This window comes from Pseudomonas sp. MDT1-17 (genome assembly GCF_054898105.1).
Window position 1 is genome coordinate 4,240,147 of the sequence record NZ_JBUBVM010000001.1, and the last position, 18,139, is coordinate 4,258,285.

Sequence of the window (18,139 nt, forward strand, 5' to 3'; positions counted from 1 at the left end):
TGGCGAATCCCGTTCGCCCTTTTTTTGACCCCTGGCGGGCATGAGCCGCCTGGTGGCAGGCGACTATGCCTCATCAAACACCCGGTAGGGTGATCTACGCGAGGAGTATTCGTACGGTTAAACAAGAGCAGTCGCACGACCCGCCGCCTTCCACGCCCAAAACGTGGGTGCGGATTTCGCCCGCACCCTTGTTTTTACTTCGAGGCCTGCTTCACGGCCTCGATCCAGGCGGGATTCAATTGCGTCTGATCAGTCTCGATGCCCAGCGCTTCCATCCGCGCCTTGTGCTGATCCATCTCGCGGGTCAATTGGCTGTGATCACTGGAGTTGCCGTCCAACTCGTGCATCTGGCTCAGCCCCAGATGATAGAAACGCAACAGCTTCATGGCCGTCGGATCCTCCTTCGCCACCGCCGCCGTCACCTGATGCATGACGTTGGTGATGCTCATCAGGCTGCGTTTCAGCTGCCAGCCGTAAACCGCCGGGGCCATCCATTGCTGGGTCCAGAACGTGCCACGCATCAGTGCTGCCATCAGCAGTACCGCCACAAACACGCCACCGATGTTAAATCGCAGATTGTCGCCACCGGGCTCACCGAACAGCGCCACCGCCGCGGTGGAGAGCACCATCGCCAGGGCCAGGAAAATCAAGGCTATGATTATCGTGCTGCGTCGCGTCTGGCTTCGATAGCGTTCGGGGTTCTGCGGCTGTATTTCGAACATCGCGACGGGTTTCCTTGAGGGCATGGGTAAAAAGACTGCGGGGCATTATCGCCTCTGCAATGGATTTAGCTATGCTGGAGCTCCTTTTCATCTTTTCATCGTCAAACGGGGAAATGGCGATACAGCGCAGTTCGTGCCATCTTCTTTCATGGATACATACTATTCGGATGCCAGTTGCCTGTATGAATGGCATCGTTTTAAGGACCATTGAATGACCCAACGACAAGTAATCAACGCCTCGGTCAGCCCTAAAGGCAGCCTGGAAACCCTCTCTCAACGTGAAGTACAGCAACTGAGCGAAGCCGGATCCGGCAGCACTTACACCTTATTCCGCCAGTGCGCCCTGGCCATCCTCAATACCGGCGCCCATGTTGATAATGCCAAAACCATCCTCGAAGCCTACAAGGACTTCGAAATCCGCATTCACCAGCAGGATCGCGGCGTACGCCTCGAACTGCTGAACGCCCCGGCCGACGCCTTCGTCGATGGCGAAATGATCGCCAGCACCCGCGAAATGCTCTTCAGCGCCCTGCGCGACATCGTCTACACCGAAAACGAACTCGACGCCCAGCGCATCGACCTGAGCACGTCCCAGGGCATCAGCGACTACGTGTTCCACCTGCTGCGCAACGCCCGCACCCTGCGCCCCGGCGTCGAGCCGAAGATCGTGGTGTGCTGGGGCGGCCACTCGATCAACACCGAAGAATACAAATACACCAAGAAAGTCGGCCACGAACTGGGCCTGCGCAGCCTCGACATCTGCACCGGTTGCGGTCCTGGCGTGATGAAAGGCCCGATGAAAGGCGCGACCATCGCCCACGCCAAGCAGCGCATCCACGGCGGCCGCTACCTCGGCTTGACCGAGCCAGGCATCATCGCCGCCGAAGCGCCAAACCCGATCGTCAACGAACTGGTGATTCTGCCGGACATCGAAAAACGTCTGGAAGCCTTCGTCCGCGTGGGTCATGGCATCATCATCTTCCCGGGCGGCGCCGGCACGGCCGAAGAGTTTCTGTACCTGCTCGGCATCCTGATGCACCCGGACAATGCAGGCGTGCCCTTCCCCGTGGTCCTCACCGGACCGAAACATGCCGCGCCGTATCTGGAGCAACTGGACGCGTTTGTCGGCGCCACGTTGGGTGAAGCGGCAAAACAACATTACGAGATCATCATCGACGACCCGGTTGAAGTCGCGCGTCAAATGACTCAAGGCCTCAAAGCGGTCAAGCAGTTCCGCCGCGAGCGCAACGACGCGTTCCATTTCAACTGGCTGCTGAAGATCGACGAAGGCTTCCAGCGCCCGTTCGATCCGACCCACGAAAACATGGCCAACCTGAAACTGAGCCGCAACCTGCCGGCCCACGAACTGGCCGCCAACCTGCGCCGTGCGTTCTCCGGCATCGTCGCCGGGAACGTCAAAGACAAGGGCATCCGCCTGATCGAAGAGCACGGGCCGTACCAGATCCGTGGCGATGCGGCCGTCATGCAACCACTGGATCAACTGCTCAAAGCCTTCGTCGCTCAACACCGGATGAAACTGCCGGGTGGCGCGGCGTATGTGCCGTGTTATCAGGTGGTTGCATAATAAAGTTAATGTGAGCTGTAACGACGCGAGCCGAAGCATTTGCTTCGGCTCGCCGCTTTCCATGAAACAGAGTTACAGATGATCCGCGTCGATCACTGCCTTGGCAAAGGCCTGCGGATCTTCCTGCGGCAAGTTGTGGCCGATGCCGCCGTTGATGAGTCGGTACTCATATTTGCCGGTGAAGCGCTTGGCATAATCCTCGGCCGCCGGATGCGGCGCCCCGTTGGCGTCACCTTCCATCGTGATGGTCGGCACCGTAATGACCGGGGCCTTGGCCAGCCGCTGCTCCAGCGCTTCGTATTGAGGTTCGCCCTGAATTGCAACTCGGCCTTGGGCGGCAACGGGTTTTTGCCTGCGGCCTGATTGCCGATGAGGTAGCCGCTGACGGCGACCAGTGCCTCTACCCGCTCCGGCCAGAGTGCCGAAACGATGCCCGCCGAGCGCGCGCCCCAATCGTAACCGCCGAGCACCGCCTTCTTGATCTTGAGCGCATCCATAAAGTCGATGACGTCGCTGGCCAGCGCGGCGGGCTGGCCGTTGCGAACAGTCTTGTCGGACAGGAAATGCGTGTCGCCGTAGCCGAACGAGTCCGCCTTCAGGGTGCCGGCGCTGGCCACCACGGGCTCTGCCGTCGCGGCATGCGCAGTGTGGCAGCACCCAGGGCACCCAAGTGCATCAGCGCAAAAGCGAGGACTGACGGGCCAAAGAAACGAAGACGTGAGTCGTTTTTTTTGCTCAACACATTCATCTTCATGGTGATTCCCTGGAAGTCATTGACCGGGTGTTTTGGACGACGAGAGTCAGCCATCGCGGGTGGGTGAGCAGACTGCGCGTTCGTCGGTTTCGACAGCGACGAGCGTAGTGGAAGGATCAGCCACCCTGATTGCCGCCGTCTGCGAATTTGCTTTGAACATCGGCACGGGCCGAAAACGCTGCAACGTTCAGGACCGCGAAGAAGCTGGCGGCAATCAGTGTGTTCCAGTTCATGGTGATCTCCTCAGGGTTGCAATGGGCGGTGGTTGCGAGGCAAGTTGTCTTGTCTCGATGGAACCCATTTAACCGGCCCGAGGTATCTGCTATGTGTCGTAAAACCAGGCGTATTACGGCGTAAGGTGTCACACAGGGCGCCCGATACAGTGCGATACAAAGCCCTGGCTCCCTGGAATGTGCAACGTGCAAAAAACAAGAGGGGTTGAGCGATGGAACATGTGAACCACATCCTGATCGTCGACGACGACCGGGAGATTCGCGAGCTGGTCGGCAATTACCTGAAAAAGAACGGGCTGCGCACCACCGTGGTCGCCGATGGCCGGCAGATGCGCAGTTTCCTGGAAACCAATCAGGTGGACCTGATCGTGCTGGACATCATGATGCCCGGCGATGACGGCCTGCTGCTGTGCCGCGAACTGCGCTCGGGCAAACACAAAGCCACACCGATCCTGATGCTCACCGCACGCAATGACGAAACCGACCGCATCCTCGGCCTGGAAATGGGCGCCGACGACTACCTGACCAAGCCCTTCGCCGCCCGCGAGTTGCTGGCGCGAATCAACGCCGTATTGCGCCGTACGCGGATGCTGCCGCCCAACCTGCTGATCACCGAAAGCGGCCGATTGCTGGGTTTCGGTCGCTGGCGCCTGGACACCACCGCCCGCCATTTGCTCGACGAAGACGGCACGATGGTTGCCCTCAGTGGCGCCGAATACCGTCTGCTGCGGGTGTTCCTCGATCACCCGCAACGGGTACTCAGCCGTGACCAGTTGCTCAACCTGACCCAGGGTCGCGACGCCGACCTGTTCGACCGTTCCATCGACTTGCTGGTGAGCCGTCTGCGCCAGCGATTGATGGATGACTCACGGGAATCGACCTACATAAAAACCGTGCGCAGCGAAGGCTATGTGTTCTCCTACCCGGTGGAATTGCTCGGCGCCGAATCATGAAGCTCCCCCCGGCGGAACCTGAGGTGCGTTTCTCTTAGGGTTTTGTATCCAACTGTATAAGAACCACCGACAGATACGCAGACACCGATTTCGGCGTGTTCGAGCACACATCACCGATACACCCGAGCGTTTAACTGTGATCACCGGACAGCAGCAGCTACCGACCCACTTAAACTAAACGCACGGAGAATTTCCCATGTTCAACTTCTCGAAAGTTTCGTCCCTGGCACTCGGTCTGGCCTGGTAGGTGGTCTCGGCCTGTCGAACCTGGCGTCGGCCAAACCCGTTAGCGCTTCGGCGGTGTGGTCGTCGCTGAAAACCGTCCTGAATTCGGTTCGAAATATCAGCGGTATTGATTGCCCGTAGACTGATACCCCCCGCTGACGGCGGATCAACGCTCTCGATAACAACTATGCGTCAGGGTGTTTTTTCATCACGACGCTCCAGCACTACAGTGGCCACATCTTCTCCCCACGCTCTGGAGCAACATCATGAAAAGCATCATTGGTCTTGGTTTCGCCCTGTCGGTTCTTGGCGCCACATCCGCCATCGCCGCCCCACACGCCACCTCGCAAGTCGTTGCCGCGGCTAAAGTCAGCCAACCCAACGCACTGAACGTAAACACCGTCGGCGTTGATCACAAAGACAGCCAGGCGAGCAAACTCTACGTCGCTGAAAACCGTCCTGAGTTCGGTTCGAAGTATCAGCGTTATTGATCAACGGCCTTGCGCCGTTTTAAACAACAAACCCCGGATAGATCCGATCTATCCGGGGTTTGTTCGTAATAGCTGACCACCAGGATCCTGTAGCAGCTGCCGAGCCTGCGAGGCTGCTGCTACAGGGGCGGCGTTGTTGCCAGTCGTGCTGCGAGGGCTTTTGCCTGACTCGCCACATCAGTCACCGCCGTGCTTTCCCACCACATCCCACGCAACGGTGGTCCCATGGCAAACAATCGACTGGCGATATGTCCATCGGCGCCCAACACCGCGCCATCGACGGCCGCCGCAATCCCCAAAGCCAACGGCCCCGGCCGCACAAGTCCTCGCGCCAGCAATTGCTGTGGCAACGGCCGCGCGACCCGTCGCCAGTCGTATTCGATGCCGCTGGAATTGATCAACGCCGCGCCGCTGACAACGGCGATTTCTGATTCACCACGACGCCGAATGCGAATGCTCACGGCTCCGTCCACTGAAGGCACCAGCCCTTTGAACGACGCGGCCTGAATCCGCAACCGCCCTTCTTTGTGCAAGCGTTCCACCAACGCTGCACTCAACGGCGGCGAGCGGTGGTGGTGACTTTCCCACCACGGCCGCACATGCCGCACGAATTGCCGACGCTGCACGTCCGTCGCCTGATTCCATAAGCGGCCGATATGCGCCCGCACGGTGTCGAGCGGTGCCTGCCAGTCGATGCCTTGAGCGATGGCATCACGGCAATGCCGACGCAGTTCGCGCATCAGCTGACGTGGGGTACGAATGCTCTGATCCTCGGCGAGAAAATCTGCCCAGGCCGGAGGTTGCCGACGCACGTGAGGCAGCAAGCCATGACGGGAAAACACGTCGATCGGCCCGCGATGACCGGCCTGTTCCAGCGACACCACGGCATCGACCATGGTCAGGCCCGAACCGATGATCAGCACGGTCGACTGCGGATCGAGTCGTTGCATGGCGGCGACATCCCACGGATCAAGCGCAGCGGCGTTCAAGCCGCTGGACTCGGTCTGTGGCGTGCGCGCAGCGGGGAACATCCCCGTTGCCAACACCGCATAAGCGCCCTGCAAGCGTTGCCCGTCACTCAACGTCAACAGCACCGAATCGTCCCGGGTTTGCAGGTCAACCACCTCGGCCCGGACATGCTCGACCGTTGACCCGTTCACCGCCCCCACCCCTTGCGCTTCACACAAGCGCTGCTGCACGTACAGACCGAAAATCCCCCGCGGCGGGAACAATTCGCTGACCGGCACATGTTGCTCGTCAGACTCCGGCCAGCCGCCGGCCGCGATGTACTCGGTCAGCCATTGGGTCAGGTCGTCGGCGTTGTCCGGGTCTACGCTCATCCGTGCCGCATTGCCGTTGAGCGTGTGGCCCAACTCGACCGCGCTGTACGCCTCACCCCGTCCCAGTTCGGCGCGGGGTTCGATCACCAGCACTTGGCGTTTGCCCGGCAGGCGTAGCAACTGCGCCGCCAGCATGGCACCGCTGAGGCCGCCGCCGACGATCAGAATGTCTGCGTGACGGAGGCCGTCAGTCGCCTGGCCGCTTTGGATTTCACTCATGCCGTTCTCACTGATCGGTGTTTACCTAAAAACAAGGCGTGCAGATCGCCCACCGTTAGATCACCACGTTTCGTACAAACCGCGCCGCCACCGGCCCATCGTTGCGATAGGCATGCGGCTGGTTGCTGGCAAACATGTAGAACTCGCCGGCGACTATCTCATGAGCCACGTCGCCCAGCATCAATGTCAGGCAACCTTCGAACACGAAGATCTGTTCACTCCAGCCCTCGGCGTCCGGTTGCGACGGGTAAATTTCCCCCGGTTGCAGGCACCATTCCCATTGTTCCACCTCACGGGTGGCGGTGGCTTTGGACAATAAAACGGCTTTGCTGCCAGGAATCGTCCCGGCCCAGGCCAGTTCGTTGATACGGCTTGGATCGCGGGCATCCGGGGCCTGGATCAGGTCGCTGAACGCCACGTCCAGCGCTTCGGCCACCCGGTCAAGAGTGGTGAGGCTGACGTTCTTCTCGCCGGCCTCGATGGCCACCAGCATCCGGCGGCTGACCCCTGACTTTTCAGCCAGCGCGGTCTGGCTCATGTCGGCGGCGTGACGCAAACGTCGAACGTTCTGACTGACGTGCTGGAGGACCGAAGCCCGCTGCGTGGAATTTTTGTGCACTATATTGCTCATTTGGTGGGGTTGGGCAGTATACTGCGCAACATTCGGCGCATTGTGCGTCCCCCTCAGGTAGCGCGCAAGGTCATGACGTCGGTGAACTCCCCTAACACTTCCCCCCGCTTCTCGCGATTCAGCAAGGCCGAGTGCGTGCTGGTGCTGATCACCATGGTCTGGGGCGGCACCTTCTTGCTGGTGCAGCACGCGATGACCGTCAGCGGGCCGATGTTTTTCGTCGGTCTGCGTTTTGCCGCGGCGGCGCTCATTGTTGCGGTGTTCTCCTGGCGTCACCTGCGTGAACTGACGTTGTTCGAATTGAAGGCCGGGGCGTTTATCGGTGTGGCGATCATGCTCGGCTACGGTTTGCAGACCGTCGGGTTACAGAGCATTCCCAGCAGTCAGTCGGCGTTTATTACCGCGTTGTACGTGCCCTTCGTACCGTTGCTGCAATGGCTGGTGCTGGGTCGGCGTCCGGGGCTGATGCCGAGCATCGGGATCATGTTGGCGTTTACCGGGTTAATGCTGCTGTCGGGGCCGGCCGGCGCTTCGTTGAATTTCAGCCCCGGTGAAATCGCCACGCTAATCAGCGCCGTGGCGATTGCAGCAGAGATCATTCTGATCAGCACTTATGCCGGCCAGGTCGATGTGCGCCGGGTGACGGTGGTGCAATTGGCGGTGACTTCGGTGCTGGCGTTTTTGATGGTGGTGCCGACTCAGGAAGCGATTCCCGACTTTTCGTGGCTGTTGTTGTGCAGCGCGTTGGGGTTGGGCGCGGCCAGTGCGGCGATTCAAGTGGCGATGAACTGGGCGCAAAAGAGCGTTTCGCCGACTCGGGCGACGTTGATCTATGCCGGTGAGCCGGTGTGGGCCGGGATGGTCGGGCGGATTGCGGGGGAGCGGTTGCCGGCCATTGCGCTGGTCGGCGCGGGGTTGATTGTGGCGGCGGTAATTGTCAGTGAGTTGAAGACCAAGGGTAAGGCTGCTGCGCCTGCAGATGAGTTGGAACGGGAGACACAAGGTTAAGCCGCAGTGATTGCGGCGCTTGATAGATAGCTTTCGCGAGCAGGCTCGCTCCCACAGTTGGAACGCGATACCCCTGTGGGAGCGAGCCTGCTCGCGAAGGGCCGGAACGGTTGAAACCGGTCCCTGGAAACAATGTGAATCAGGTTTTTTCCGTCTACCTTGTAGGATTCTGCGACAGCTTGACGTTTGGCGATCCGGGAACTGGCACGTATGATGCTTCACAAACTTCCGCAGATTAGAAGCCTATGTCACTGATAGTTCTACTGCTTCTGCCTTTCATCGGCAGCTGTCTGGCAGCCTTGCTGCCGCACAACGCGCGTAACACCGAATCTTTGTTGGCTGGCCTGGTGGCCTTGATTGGCACCGTTCAGGTCGCCCTCTTGTACCCGCAAATCGCCCATGGCGGCGTGATCCGCGAAGAATTTTTCTGGTTGCCCAGCCTGGGCTTGAACTTCGTCCTGCGCATGGACGGATTCGCCTGGCTGTTCTCGATGCTGGTGCTGGGCATCGGCACGCTGGTTTCGTTGTACGCCCGCTACTACATGTCGCCGGACGATCCGGTGCCGCGGTTCTTCGCGTTTTTCCTGGCATTCATGGGGGCCATGCTCGGGCTGGTGATCTCCGGCAACCTGATCCAGATCGTGTTTTTCTGGGAGCTGACCAGCCTCTTTTCATTCCTGTTGATCGGTTACTGGCACCACCGCGCCGATGCGCGACGCGGCGCTTATATGGCGCTGATGGTCACCGGCGCAGGCGGTTTGTGCTTGCTGGCGGGGGCCATGCTGCTCGGCCATGTGGTCGGCAGCTATGACCTGGACAAGGTCCTGGCCGCCGGCGATCTGATTCGCGCGCACGCCCTCTACCCTATTCTGCTGCCCCTGATCCTGATCGGCGCCCTGAGCAAAAGCGCACAATTCCCCTTCCACTTCTGGCTGCCTCACGCGATGGCGGCGCCGACACCGGTTTCGGCCTATCTGCACTCGGCGACCATGGTCAAGGCCGGAGTGTTTCTACTTGCACGACTGTGGCCGTCGCTGTCGGGCAGTGAAGAATGGTTCTACATCGTCAGCGGCGCCGGCGCCTGCACCCTGTTACTCGGCGCGTACTGCGCGATGTTCCAGAACGACCTCAAGGGTCTGCTGGCCTACTCGACCATCAGTCACCTGGGCCTGATCACTCTGCTGTTGGGCCTGAACAGTCCGCTGGCCGCCGTGGCTGCGGTGTTCCACATACTTAACCACGCGACCTTCAAGGCCTCGCTGTTCATGGCCGCCGGGATCATCGACCACGAAAGCGGCACCCGAGACATCCGCAAGCTCAGCGGCCTGATCAAGCTGATCCCGTTCACCGCCACCCTGGCCATGGTCGCCAGCGCCTCGATGGCCGGTGTGCCGTTGCTCAACGGCTTCCTCTCGAAAGAGATGTTCTTCGCCGAAACCGTGTTCATCAACGCGACAGCGTGGATCGAGATGACCCTGCCGATCGTCGCGACCATCGCCGGGACGTTCAGCGTCGCCTACTCGCTGCGCTTTACCGTCGACGTGTTCTTCGGCCCGACCGCCACCGACCTGCCGCACACCCCGCACGAACCGCCACGCTGGATGCGCGCACCGGTGGAATTGTTGGTGTTCGCCTGCCTGGTGGTGGGGATTTTCCCGGCGCAGGTGGTCGGCCCGTTGCTGGCCGCTGCGGCCCTGCCGGTGGTGGGCGGAACCTTGCCTGAATACAGTCTGGCGATCTGGCACGGCTGGAACGCGCCGATGATCATGAGCCTGATCGCCATGTCCTGCGGCATCGTGCTTTATCTGCTGCTACGTCATCATCTCAAGCGCGGGCGTTTCAAGTACCCGCCGCTCATTGGCCGGTTCAACGGCAAGCGCCTGTTCGAGCGCAGCCTGGTGATCATGATGCGCCTGGCCCGTCGCCTCGAGCGGCGGATCAGCACCAAGCGCCTGCAAACCCAGTTGTTCCTGGTGGTACTCGCGGCAGTGATGGCCGGGTTGATCCCGATGCTCCACAGCAGCCTGAGCTGGGGCGACCGGCCGAAGATCCCCGGCTCGATCGTGTTCGTGACCCTCTGGCTGCTGGCGATTGCCTGTGCCCTCGGCGCGGCGTGGCAGGCCAAGTATCACCGGCTCGCGGCCCTGACCATGGTCAGCGTCTGCGGCCTGATGACCTGCATCACCTTCGTCTGGTTCTCGGCACCGGACCTGGCGCTGACGCAACTGGCGGTCGAAGTGGTGACCACGGTGCTGATCCTCCTCGGTCTGCGCTGGTTGCCGCGCCGGATTGAAGAGGTGTCGCCGCTGCCGAGCACCCTGCGCAAGGCACGCATCCGCCGTATCCGCGACTTGCTGTTATCGACCGTGGTCGGCGGCGGCATGGCGCTGCTGTCCTACGCCATGCTGACCCGCCAGACGCCGAACCACATTTCTTCGTTCTACCTCAGCCGCGCCCTGCCCGAAGGTGGCGGCAGCAACGTAGTCAACGTGATGCTGGTGGACTTCCGCGGCTTCGACACCCTCGGTGAAATTACCGTGCTGGCAGCCGTGGCCCTGACCGTATTCGCCCTGCTCCGACGCTTCCGCCCGCCGAAAGAAAGCCTGCAGTTGCCGGCCCAGCAACGTCTGCTGGCACCCGACGTGGTCACCGACCTGGTCAACCCGCGGCATGCCAGCGACACCGCGCTCGGTTTCATGATGGTGCCGGCGGTGCTGGTGCGCCTGCTGTTGCCGATTGCGTTTGTGGTATCGGTCTACCTGTTCATGCGCGGCCACAATCAACCGGGCGGCGGCTTTGTCGCAGGGTTGGTGATGTCGGTGGCGTTCATCCTGCAATACATGGTCGCCGGCACCCAGTGGGTCGAGGCGCAAATGAGCCTGCGACCCCTGCGCTGGATGGGCACCGGGTTGCTGTTCGCCACGGTCACCGGGCTTGGGGCGATGGCAGTCGGTTATCCGTTCCTGACCACCCATACCTGGCATCTGGACCTGCCGGTGTTGGGCGATATTCACATCGCCAGTGCGCTGTTCTTCGACGTCGGCGTGTACGCCGTGGTGGTCGGTTCGACGCTGTTGATCCTCACCGCACTCGCTCACCAATCGGTACGCGGTCACAAGACCGCTGCCCTGCCTAGATCCGTCGCCACGCAAGGAGCCGTCTGATGGAAGAAGTCATCGCAATCGCCATCGGCGTATTGGCGGCGTCCGGGGTCTGGCTGATCCTGCGACCGCGGACGTTTCAGGTGGTGATGGGCCTGTGCCTGCTGTCCTACGGCGTCAACCTGTTCATCTTCAGCATGGGCAGCCTGTTTATCGGCAAGGAACCGATCATCAAGGACGGCGTGCCGCAAGACCTGTTGCACTACACCGATCCGCTGCCGCAAGCGCTGGTGCTGACCGCGATCGTAATCAGCTTCGCCATGACCGCGCTGTTCCTGGTGGTGCTGCTGGCCTCCCGGGGCCTGACCGGTACCGACCATGTGGATGGCCGGGAGCCTAAAGAATGAATCTGATGCCGCACCTGATCGCTGCACCGATTCTGCTGCCGCTGCTGACCGCCGCCGTGATGCTGATGCTGGGCGAGAAACACCGGCCGTTAAAAGCCAAGATCAACCTGCTCTCCAGTCTGGTGGGGCTGGGCATTGCCGTGCTGTTGCTGCAATGGACTCAGGAGACGGGCGTCCCCGGCTCCATCGGCGTGTACTTGCCGGGCAACTGGCAGGTGCCGTTCGGTATCGTGCTGGTGGTCGATCGACTGTCGGCGCTGATGCTGGTGCTGACCGGGATCATCGGCGTCAGCGCCCTGCTGTTCGCCATGGCCCGCTGGGACGGTGCCGGTTCGAGTTTCCACGCGCTGTTCCAGATCCAGATGATGGGGCTTTACGGCGCGTTCCTGACCGCAGATCTGTTCAACCTCTTCGTGTTCTTTGAAGTGCTGCTGGCCGCCTCTTACGGCCTGATGCTCCACGGTTCGGGTCGGTCGCGGGTATCGTCGGGGCTGCATTACATCTCGATCAACCTGCTGGCCTCGTCACTGTTCCTGATCGGCGCGGCGCTGATCTACGGCGTTACCGGCACCCTGAACATGGCCGACCTGGCGCTGAAGATCCCGCTGGTGCCCGAGGCTGATCGAGGCCTGCTGCATGCCGGCGCGGGAATTCTCGCGGTAGCGTTCCTGGCCAAGGCCGGGATGTGGCCGCTGAACTTCTGGCTGGTGCCGGCGTATTCCGCGGCGAGCGCGCCGGTGGCGGCGATGTTCGCGATCATGACCAAGGTCGGCGTCTACACCTTGCTGCGCTTGTGGACCCTGCTGTTCTCCGGCCAGGCCGGCGCCTCGGCGTATTTTGGCGGCGACTGGCTGATCTACGGCGGCATGGCGACCATCGTCTGCGCCGCCGTGGCGATTCTCGCTGCACAACGACTGGAGCGCCTGGCCAGTCTGAGCATACTGGTGTCGGCCGGGATTCTGCTGTCGGCCATCGGTTTCGCCCAGCCGAACCTGATCGGCGCGGCAATGTTCTATCTGGTCAGCTCGACCCTGGCGTTGAGCGCGCTGTTCCTGTTGGCCGAACTGATCGAGCGTTCGCGTTCGGCCAATGAAATGCCGTTGTTCGATGACGGCGATCTGCTCCCGCGACCGATGGAATCCTTGCAGCCGCCCAAAGGCATCAACCTCGATGACGAGCAGAAAGCCGTGGTCGGCCAAGTGATTCCCTGGACCATGGCGTTCCTCGGGTTGAGCTTCATTGCCTGCGCGCTGCTGATCATCGGCATGCCGCCGCTGTCCGGGTTTATCGGCAAACTCAGCCTGCTGAGCGCCCTGCTCAACCCGTTGGGCCTGGGCAATGGCAGCGATGAGCCGGTTTCGAACGCGGCGTGGGGCTTGCTCGCGTTGTTGGTCCTCTCCGGGCTGGCGTCGTTGATTGCCTTCTCGCGCTTGGGCATCCAGCGCTTCTGGACACCCGAGGAGCGGCCGTCGCCACTGTTGCGACGTTTCGAATGCGTGCCGATCATCGCGTTGCTGGGCTTGAGCATTGCGCTGACCTTCAAGGCCGAACCGCTGCTGCGCTACACCCAGGCGGCCGCCCAAGCCTTGAACAACCCGCAACAATACGTGATGGCGGTGCTCGGCACCCGTGCGATTCCGAGCCCGGAAGCCAAAGCCGCGATCGCGGAGGTCAAACCATGAAGCGTCTGTTTCCGGCCCCGTGGTTGTCGTTGGCGCTGTGCTTGTTGTGGCTGGTGCTGAACCTGTCGATGAGCCCCGGCAATCTGCTGCTGGGCGCGGTGCTGGGGTTCTGCGCGCCGTTGATGATGCGCAAACTGCGACCGCTGCCGATCCGCATTCGTCGGCCCGGCGTTATGGTGCGTTTGTTCTTCCTGGTCGGTCGCGATGTGGTGGTGTCCAACCTCGCCGTGGCCTGGGGCGTGCTCAACGCGGGTCGTCGTCCGCCGCGTTCGCGCTTCATCAAGGTGCCACTGGACTTGCGTGACGCCAACGGCCTGGCCGCGTTGTCGATGATCTGCACGGTGGTCCCCGGCACCGTGTGGTCGGAACTGGCGCTGGATCGCAGCACTTTGTTGCTGCACGTCTTCGATCTGGATGACGAAGCGCTGTTCATCCAGCACTTCAAGGCGACCTATGAGCGCCCCTTGATGGAGATCTTCGAATGAGCGCATTGCTGTCGAACGCAATCCTGCTGAGTCTGTTCATCTTTTCGCTGGCGATGATTCTGACGCTGATCCGGCTGTTCAAGGGGCCGTCGGCCCAGGACCGGGTTCTGGCGCTGGATTACCTGTACATCATTGCGATGCTGATGATGCTGGCGCTGGGCATTCGTTATGCCAGTGACACTTACTTCGAGGCAGCGCTGCTGATTGCCCTGTTCGGCTTCGTCGGCTCGTTTGCCCTGGCGAAATTCCTGCTGCGTGGCGAGGTGATCGAATGAGCGCTGAACTGTCTCTGTGGGTGGAAATTCCGGTGGCGGTCCTGCTGGTGCTCAGCAGTCTGTTTGCATTGATCGGCGCCGTTGGCCTGGTGCGGATGAAAGATTACTTCCAGCGCATGCACCCGCCGGCGCTGGCGTCGACATTGGGTGCCTGGTGCGCGGCACTGGCCTCGATGGTTTACTTTTCGGCGCTCAAGTCCAGTCCGGTGTTGCATGCCTGGCTGATTCCGATTCTGTTGTCGATTACGGTACCGGTGACCACGTTGCTGCTGGCGCGGGCGGCGCTGTTTCGCAAGCGCATGGCGGGGGATGATGTGCCGGCTGAGGTGAGTAGTCGGCGCACGGAAAGCGGGAGTTAGACGCCAAAAGATCGCAGCCTCGTTTCACTCGACAGCTCCTACATGGGTTTCGCATTCCCCTGTAGGAGCTGTCGAGTGAAACGAGGCTGCGATCTTTTGATCTTGCTTTGCCTCAGATCCAAGCGACTGCCAGCAGCCCCGCCCCCAACATCACGCACAACGGCGAATAAGCCCAGGTGTCGAGCCGCGCAAACTTCGAATCCTTCACCTGTTTGAAGAACCCAATCAAATTCGAATCGCCGATTGCCCTGGCGAACATCAGCATCGCAATCGCGCTGATCACCCATTGCAGCGACCAGTGATGCACCGTCGGCAAATACAGGCCGACCCGCAAGCACACCAGCATCGCAATCAGCAGCAACCCGACCGCCACCAATAACGTGGCAAAGCCTGAAGGCTTGAAGGCCGGCCTGGATTCCCCGCTGCCCTCTGCGGATATTCGAGGGACCGCCGCATCGCTACCCAACTTGCCACCTGCCGCCCAATACAGGTGGATCAGGCTGATCAACAGGAAGATGGCAGCCATCCATTGCGCGATCAATAGGCTCATGTTCAGACATCCAGCGTGAAATGTTGCAGCAGGATGAACTTCCTTGAACGATTTTGTAAGGGTATTCGTCGTCGGCATTGATAAAGTGCCGCTCCATGAAACTCGCCCGAACTGAACGCATGCGGCGGTGCGCGATCCGACTTGCTCGCGCAGGCGCCATCAAACTCACAGCATCATTTCAACTCGGCGGAGACTTTATCCGCCACATCCTTCGGCACCCAGGCCTGCCACACGTCCGGGTGCGCCTTCATGAACGCCTCTGCCGCCTGCCGTGGTGGGGTGTGTTTTTCGCTCATCTCGGCCAGCGCCTTGTTCAGCGGACCGATCGGCAAGTCGACCTTGCTGAAAAACTCGGCAATCTGCGGATACTGTTTCTGGAATGGCGTGGACACGCCGATGGACAGCTTCGAGGCCAGTGAGCGCGTCGGTTTCGGATTCGGGTTGTCGGCGTCGGTCAGGGTCTTCCAGGCTTCGGCGTCGAACGGCGGCTCTTCGAGCTGAATCAGTTTGAAGCGGCCGAGCAATGGCGTAGGCGACCAGTAATAGAACAGCACTGGTTTGCCGCGACGAATCGAAGAACTGATCTCCGCATCCAGTGCCGCACCCGAACCACTGCGGAAGTTCACATAGCTGTCGTCCAGCCCATACGCCTTGAGCTTCTGTTTGTTGACCACTTCCGACGTCCAGCCGATCGGGCTGTTGAGAAAGCGCCCCTTGCCCGGGGATTCCGGATCACTGAATACACCCTTGTAGCGCGGCAGGTCGCTGACACTGCGCAAGTCCGGCGCCAGCGGCTTGATGCCTTTCGCCGGATCGCCCTTGATCACATATTCGGGCACCCACCAGCCTTCGGTCGCGCCCTTGACCGTATCGCCGAGGCTCACGACTTTGCCTTCGGCCTCAGCCTTGACCCAGACCGGACTGCGACCGGCCCACTCTTCGCCAATCACCTGAATGTCATTGTTGGCCAGTGCGGTCTCAAGGGTGATGGTCGTCCCCGGCAAGGTATCGGTCGGCAGCCCGTAGCCCTTCTCGACGATGATCCGCAAGATATCGGTGATCAGGCTGCCGCTTTCCCAGTTCAGGTCGGCGAAGTGGATCGGCGCCTGGGCAGCGAACACCGGAACGGGTGAAGCCAGCAAACCGAAAGTGGCCAGGGTAGCGGCCAGCAACCGTCGAAATCCGTTCATGCTTTTGCACCTCGTGCTGTTCACAGCAATAGCAGGATGGCCAGGCAGAAGACCGCAAAGCCTCTGAATACTCAGTCCACTGACTGTAGTAGAGGTTCCTGCTTTCGAGGGGTGTCAACTAATTTTCGGAAGTTTCCTGCAAGCGCGCCAGCTCTCTTCGTACCATGCTGGCGTACTCCGCCGGACGCAACGTATAGATCTGTGACGCCACCCAACCCAGCCATGCACCTTGCAAAACAGTCTTCTGGTCGAACAGCCGTCGGGCCTCGACTTGCGCACTGGCCTGGTTCTGTACGTGGAAGTCGGCGCGGGTCAGGGTCATTACTCGCTGGCCTTGAAGGTAATCAGTTCACCTTTGCGCCACTTGGCAGCCTTGGCGGTCACGGCTTTCAGGGTTTTGGTCAGGCCTTCCTGCAACTGTTGGTGAGCGGCGAACACCATCACCACGCTATGACCTTCCTTGAACACGATCCCGTGGCCATCAGCGGTGGTGACGAACGCGTAATCACCCAGGCCGTAAACCGTCAGTTTGATTTCGCGGAACTTGATGTCCAGCTTGCCGCCTTCGCGACTGGGCAATACAGAGGCGCTGAAGTGATCGCCGACCTTGAGTTTAAGCCCGGGTTTGTCATCAACCACCAGCGCCTCTTCGGTGTCGATCTCGGCAATATAAATGCCTTCTGCGTTCTGTTCGGTGATGTAAACAAAACGTGACTGGAACTGTTTAACCAGCTTTGCGCGCAAATCACCCAGCACGAACAAAGCATGCATATCTAGATTACTTACTGCCAAGGAAACATCCCCACATCTGAAAATGATGCTGCACGCAGGAAAATAGCGCACAGCAGAAAAAAGCGGCAATGCCGAAGGTGTAGCCAAATGACCCGGGTTGAAATCCTGAAACGAGCAGAGCGCTCATTCATCGCGAGGTTTAAGAAGACTACTGGAACGTCACTCACGTCGTCTTGCCTGGCATTCGTCAGAGGTTGAAGGAAAACGCCCTTCTAACGGCCAGATAAAACCGGACTACCAACCTTAGGGAACAAACTCTTTAATAAAAGCACTTTTCCTACATATCGCCCGCAGAAAATTGCTTTAGATGAGCATCAATCGCCAACCAGTGGTGGTGATTCTAGAGCAGCGATGCTCACCGAGACTACCCAAAACGACGAACACACGTCGGTAAAACAACGAAAAGGACTTCATATGTGCACGCTGACACACTTCGCTCCCCCCCCGGCACCTTACGCAAACAGCTCGCTGACCCTGCACTCGGTGATGTTTCAACCGCATGAATACCACCTTGAAGCGCTTGCCCGGCCACGCTTTCAGGTGCTTTTGGCCGGCAATGCCTTCTTCCATATCAAGGAAATTTCTACCGGCCGCGTCAGAGGTTTCCGCAGCAATCATAACGAAGCCTGCGCCCTTGCCCGTGCTCTCGAGTTACGCGGTTGACGGTCCCGACGCCTTCATTTCCATAGACGCTTCGTCATGCCGGCGACTTATCTCAGCCGCCGGCATGCAACAACTGCCATACTGCCCGACCAATGAAACCCGTCCCCAGGGCCGGGCAGCGTTCAAAACAACAGAATATTTCCAAGGGAAGGCTGCAACGTGACGGAATTTGATATCGGCGAATTTTTTATCCGGGGCGAAGCCAGAGAGGTCGAAGGCGAATTCCAGGCAGTCATTGTCATGCGCGCCAAACCACCGCTGACCGCCGTGACGTATCACCAGGTCGAAAAGGATCGCTGGTTCAAGACCTCGGACGTCGCCGCCATTGCCGCGCAGGAAGCCGCCAAGGAGCTGAAGCTTGCGGTCGATGGTGGGGCATTGAAAGCCTGATAGTCGGTTTGCAGTCTATGCTCACTTTTGCTTTCGAACATCGCCATCGAACTCCTGAAGCGCGGCTCCCTCAGATGTATTGAA

The 18,139-nt window shown here is 60.3% G+C and carries 19 protein-coding genes and 1 pseudogene; 12 read left to right on the forward strand and 8 right to left on the reverse strand.

What is annotated here, in order from left to right; all coding sequences use genetic code 11:
• Positions 1-194: 194 nt before the first annotated feature.
• Positions 195-722, reverse strand: coding sequence for a DUF3087 domain-containing protein (locus ACYZTX_RS19600; RefSeq protein WP_462035481.1), 528 nt, complete (start codon positions 720-722; stop codon positions 195-197).
• A gap of 211 nt (positions 723-933) precedes the next feature.
• On the opposite strand from ACYZTX_RS19600, the gene ppnN reads away from it, so the two are divergent.
• Complete coding sequence (gene ppnN / locus ACYZTX_RS19605) at positions 934-2,307, forward strand: nucleotide 5'-monophosphate nucleosidase PpnN (protein ID WP_282377853.1); 1,374 nt, start codon at positions 934-936, stop codon at positions 2,305-2,307.
• A 72-nt stretch (positions 2,308-2,379) separates the two neighbouring features.
• Here the strand turns inward: ppnN and ACYZTX_RS19610 are convergent.
• A pseudogene (locus ACYZTX_RS19610) lies at positions 2,380-2,930 on the reverse strand (alpha/beta fold hydrolase); the annotation flags it as partial.
• A gap of 576 nt (positions 2,931-3,506) precedes the next feature.
• Here ACYZTX_RS19610 and ACYZTX_RS19615 point away from each other — a divergent pair.
• Positions 3,507-4,247: a response regulator gene (locus ACYZTX_RS19615; RefSeq protein ID WP_017339377.1), complete on the forward strand. Its 741-nt coding sequence runs from the start codon at positions 3,507-3,509 to the stop codon at positions 4,245-4,247.
• A 491-nt stretch (positions 4,248-4,738) separates the two neighbouring features.
• Positions 4,739-4,963, forward strand: coding sequence for a hypothetical protein (locus ACYZTX_RS19620; RefSeq protein WP_462035482.1), 225 nt, complete (start codon positions 4,739-4,741; stop codon positions 4,961-4,963).
• Between the two features lie 119 nt (positions 4,964-5,082).
• On the opposite strand, the gene ACYZTX_RS19625 is transcribed toward ACYZTX_RS19620, so the two are convergent.
• Both ACYZTX_RS19625 and ACYZTX_RS19630 read right to left on the reverse strand, forming a co-directional pair.
• Positions 5,083-6,522 (reverse strand): FAD/NAD(P)-binding protein, encoded by a 1,440-nt coding sequence (locus ACYZTX_RS19625; protein ID WP_462035483.1) that lies wholly within the window; start codon positions 6,520-6,522, stop codon positions 5,083-5,085.
• Positions 6,523-6,577: 55 nt separating this feature from the next.
• Entirely contained in the window at positions 6,578-7,141 is a 564-nt protein-coding gene (locus tag ACYZTX_RS19630) for a helix-turn-helix domain-containing protein (protein ID WP_462035484.1), read from the reverse strand.
• On the opposite strand from ACYZTX_RS19630, the gene ACYZTX_RS19635 reads away from it, so the two are divergent.
• The 7 genes from ACYZTX_RS19635 to ACYZTX_RS19665 all read left to right on the forward strand — a co-directional run bounded on the left by ACYZTX_RS19635 (position 7,136) and on the right by ACYZTX_RS19665 (position 14,470).
• Positions 7,136-8,161 (forward strand): DMT family transporter, encoded by a 1,026-nt coding sequence (locus ACYZTX_RS19635; RefSeq protein WP_462035485.1) that lies wholly within the window; start codon positions 7,136-7,138, stop codon positions 8,159-8,161. The genes ACYZTX_RS19630 and ACYZTX_RS19635 overlap by 6 nt on opposite strands.
• 245 nt (positions 8,162-8,406) lie before the next feature.
• On the forward strand, positions 8,407-11,325 hold the full coding sequence (locus ACYZTX_RS19640) for a monovalent cation/H+ antiporter subunit A (protein ID WP_462035486.1): 2,919 nt from the start codon (positions 8,407-8,409) through the stop codon (positions 11,323-11,325).
• Complete coding sequence (locus ACYZTX_RS19645; RefSeq protein WP_007986256.1) at positions 11,325-11,669, forward strand: Na+/H+ antiporter subunit C; 345 nt, start codon at positions 11,325-11,327, stop codon at positions 11,667-11,669. The genes ACYZTX_RS19640 and ACYZTX_RS19645 overlap by 1 nt, the downstream gene beginning before the upstream one ends.
• Complete coding sequence (locus ACYZTX_RS19650) at positions 11,666-13,351, forward strand: monovalent cation/H+ antiporter subunit D (RefSeq protein WP_462035487.1); 1,686 nt, start codon at positions 11,666-11,668, stop codon at positions 13,349-13,351. Before ACYZTX_RS19645 ends, ACYZTX_RS19650 begins: the two co-directional genes overlap by 4 nt.
• Positions 13,348-13,836, forward strand: coding sequence for a Na+/H+ antiporter subunit E (locus tag ACYZTX_RS19655; protein ID WP_462035488.1), 489 nt, complete (start codon positions 13,348-13,350; stop codon positions 13,834-13,836). Before ACYZTX_RS19650 ends, ACYZTX_RS19655 begins: the two co-directional genes overlap by 4 nt.
• Positions 13,833-14,111 carry a K+/H+ antiporter subunit F gene (locus tag ACYZTX_RS19660; protein WP_008151692.1) on the forward strand — a complete coding sequence of 93 codons (279 nt, stop codon included), beginning with the start codon at positions 13,833-13,835 and terminating at the stop codon, positions 14,109-14,111. The genes ACYZTX_RS19655 and ACYZTX_RS19660 overlap by 4 nt, the downstream gene beginning before the upstream one ends.
• A complete protein-coding gene (locus ACYZTX_RS19665; RefSeq protein ID WP_462035489.1) occupies positions 14,108-14,470 on the forward strand; it encodes a Na+/H+ antiporter subunit G in 363 nt (120 codons plus the stop codon). The genes ACYZTX_RS19660 and ACYZTX_RS19665 overlap by 4 nt, the downstream gene beginning before the upstream one ends.
• Before the next feature lie 112 nt (positions 14,471-14,582).
• On the opposite strand, the gene ACYZTX_RS19670 is transcribed toward ACYZTX_RS19665, so the two are convergent.
• The 4 genes from ACYZTX_RS19670 to ACYZTX_RS19685 all read right to left on the reverse strand — a co-directional run bounded on the left by ACYZTX_RS19670 (position 14,583) and on the right by ACYZTX_RS19685 (position 17,002).
• The gene (locus ACYZTX_RS19670; protein WP_462035490.1) at positions 14,583-15,020 is read right to left on the reverse strand and encodes a DUF3995 domain-containing protein; all 438 of its coding nucleotides are present in this window, start codon (positions 15,018-15,020) and stop codon (positions 14,583-14,585) included.
• Positions 15,021-15,193: 173 nt separating this feature from the next.
• Positions 15,194-16,210, reverse strand: a complete 1,017-nt coding sequence (locus ACYZTX_RS19675) for an ABC transporter substrate-binding protein (RefSeq protein ID WP_462035491.1) — start codon at positions 16,208-16,210, stop codon at positions 15,194-15,196.
• Between the two features lie 118 nt (positions 16,211-16,328).
• The gene (locus ACYZTX_RS19680; RefSeq protein ID WP_462035492.1) at positions 16,329-16,532 is read right to left on the reverse strand and encodes a hypothetical protein; all 204 of its coding nucleotides are present in this window, start codon (positions 16,530-16,532) and stop codon (positions 16,329-16,331) included.
• Positions 16,532-17,002, reverse strand: coding sequence for a hypothetical protein (locus tag ACYZTX_RS19685; protein ID WP_461979049.1), 471 nt, complete (start codon positions 17,000-17,002; stop codon positions 16,532-16,534). Before ACYZTX_RS19685 ends, ACYZTX_RS19680 begins: the two co-directional genes overlap by 1 nt.
• Positions 17,003-17,416: 414 nt before the next feature.
• On the opposite strand from ACYZTX_RS19685, the gene ACYZTX_RS19690 reads away from it, so the two are divergent.
• Positions 17,417-17,665 carry a hypothetical protein gene (locus ACYZTX_RS19690; RefSeq protein ID WP_462037077.1) on the forward strand — a complete coding sequence of 83 codons (249 nt, stop codon included), beginning with the start codon at positions 17,417-17,419 and terminating at the stop codon, positions 17,663-17,665.
• Positions 17,666-17,824: 159 nt separating this feature from the next.
• Complete coding sequence (locus ACYZTX_RS19695; protein WP_462035493.1) at positions 17,825-18,055, forward strand: hypothetical protein; 231 nt, start codon at positions 17,825-17,827, stop codon at positions 18,053-18,055.
• Positions 18,056-18,139 lie beyond the last annotated feature (84 nt).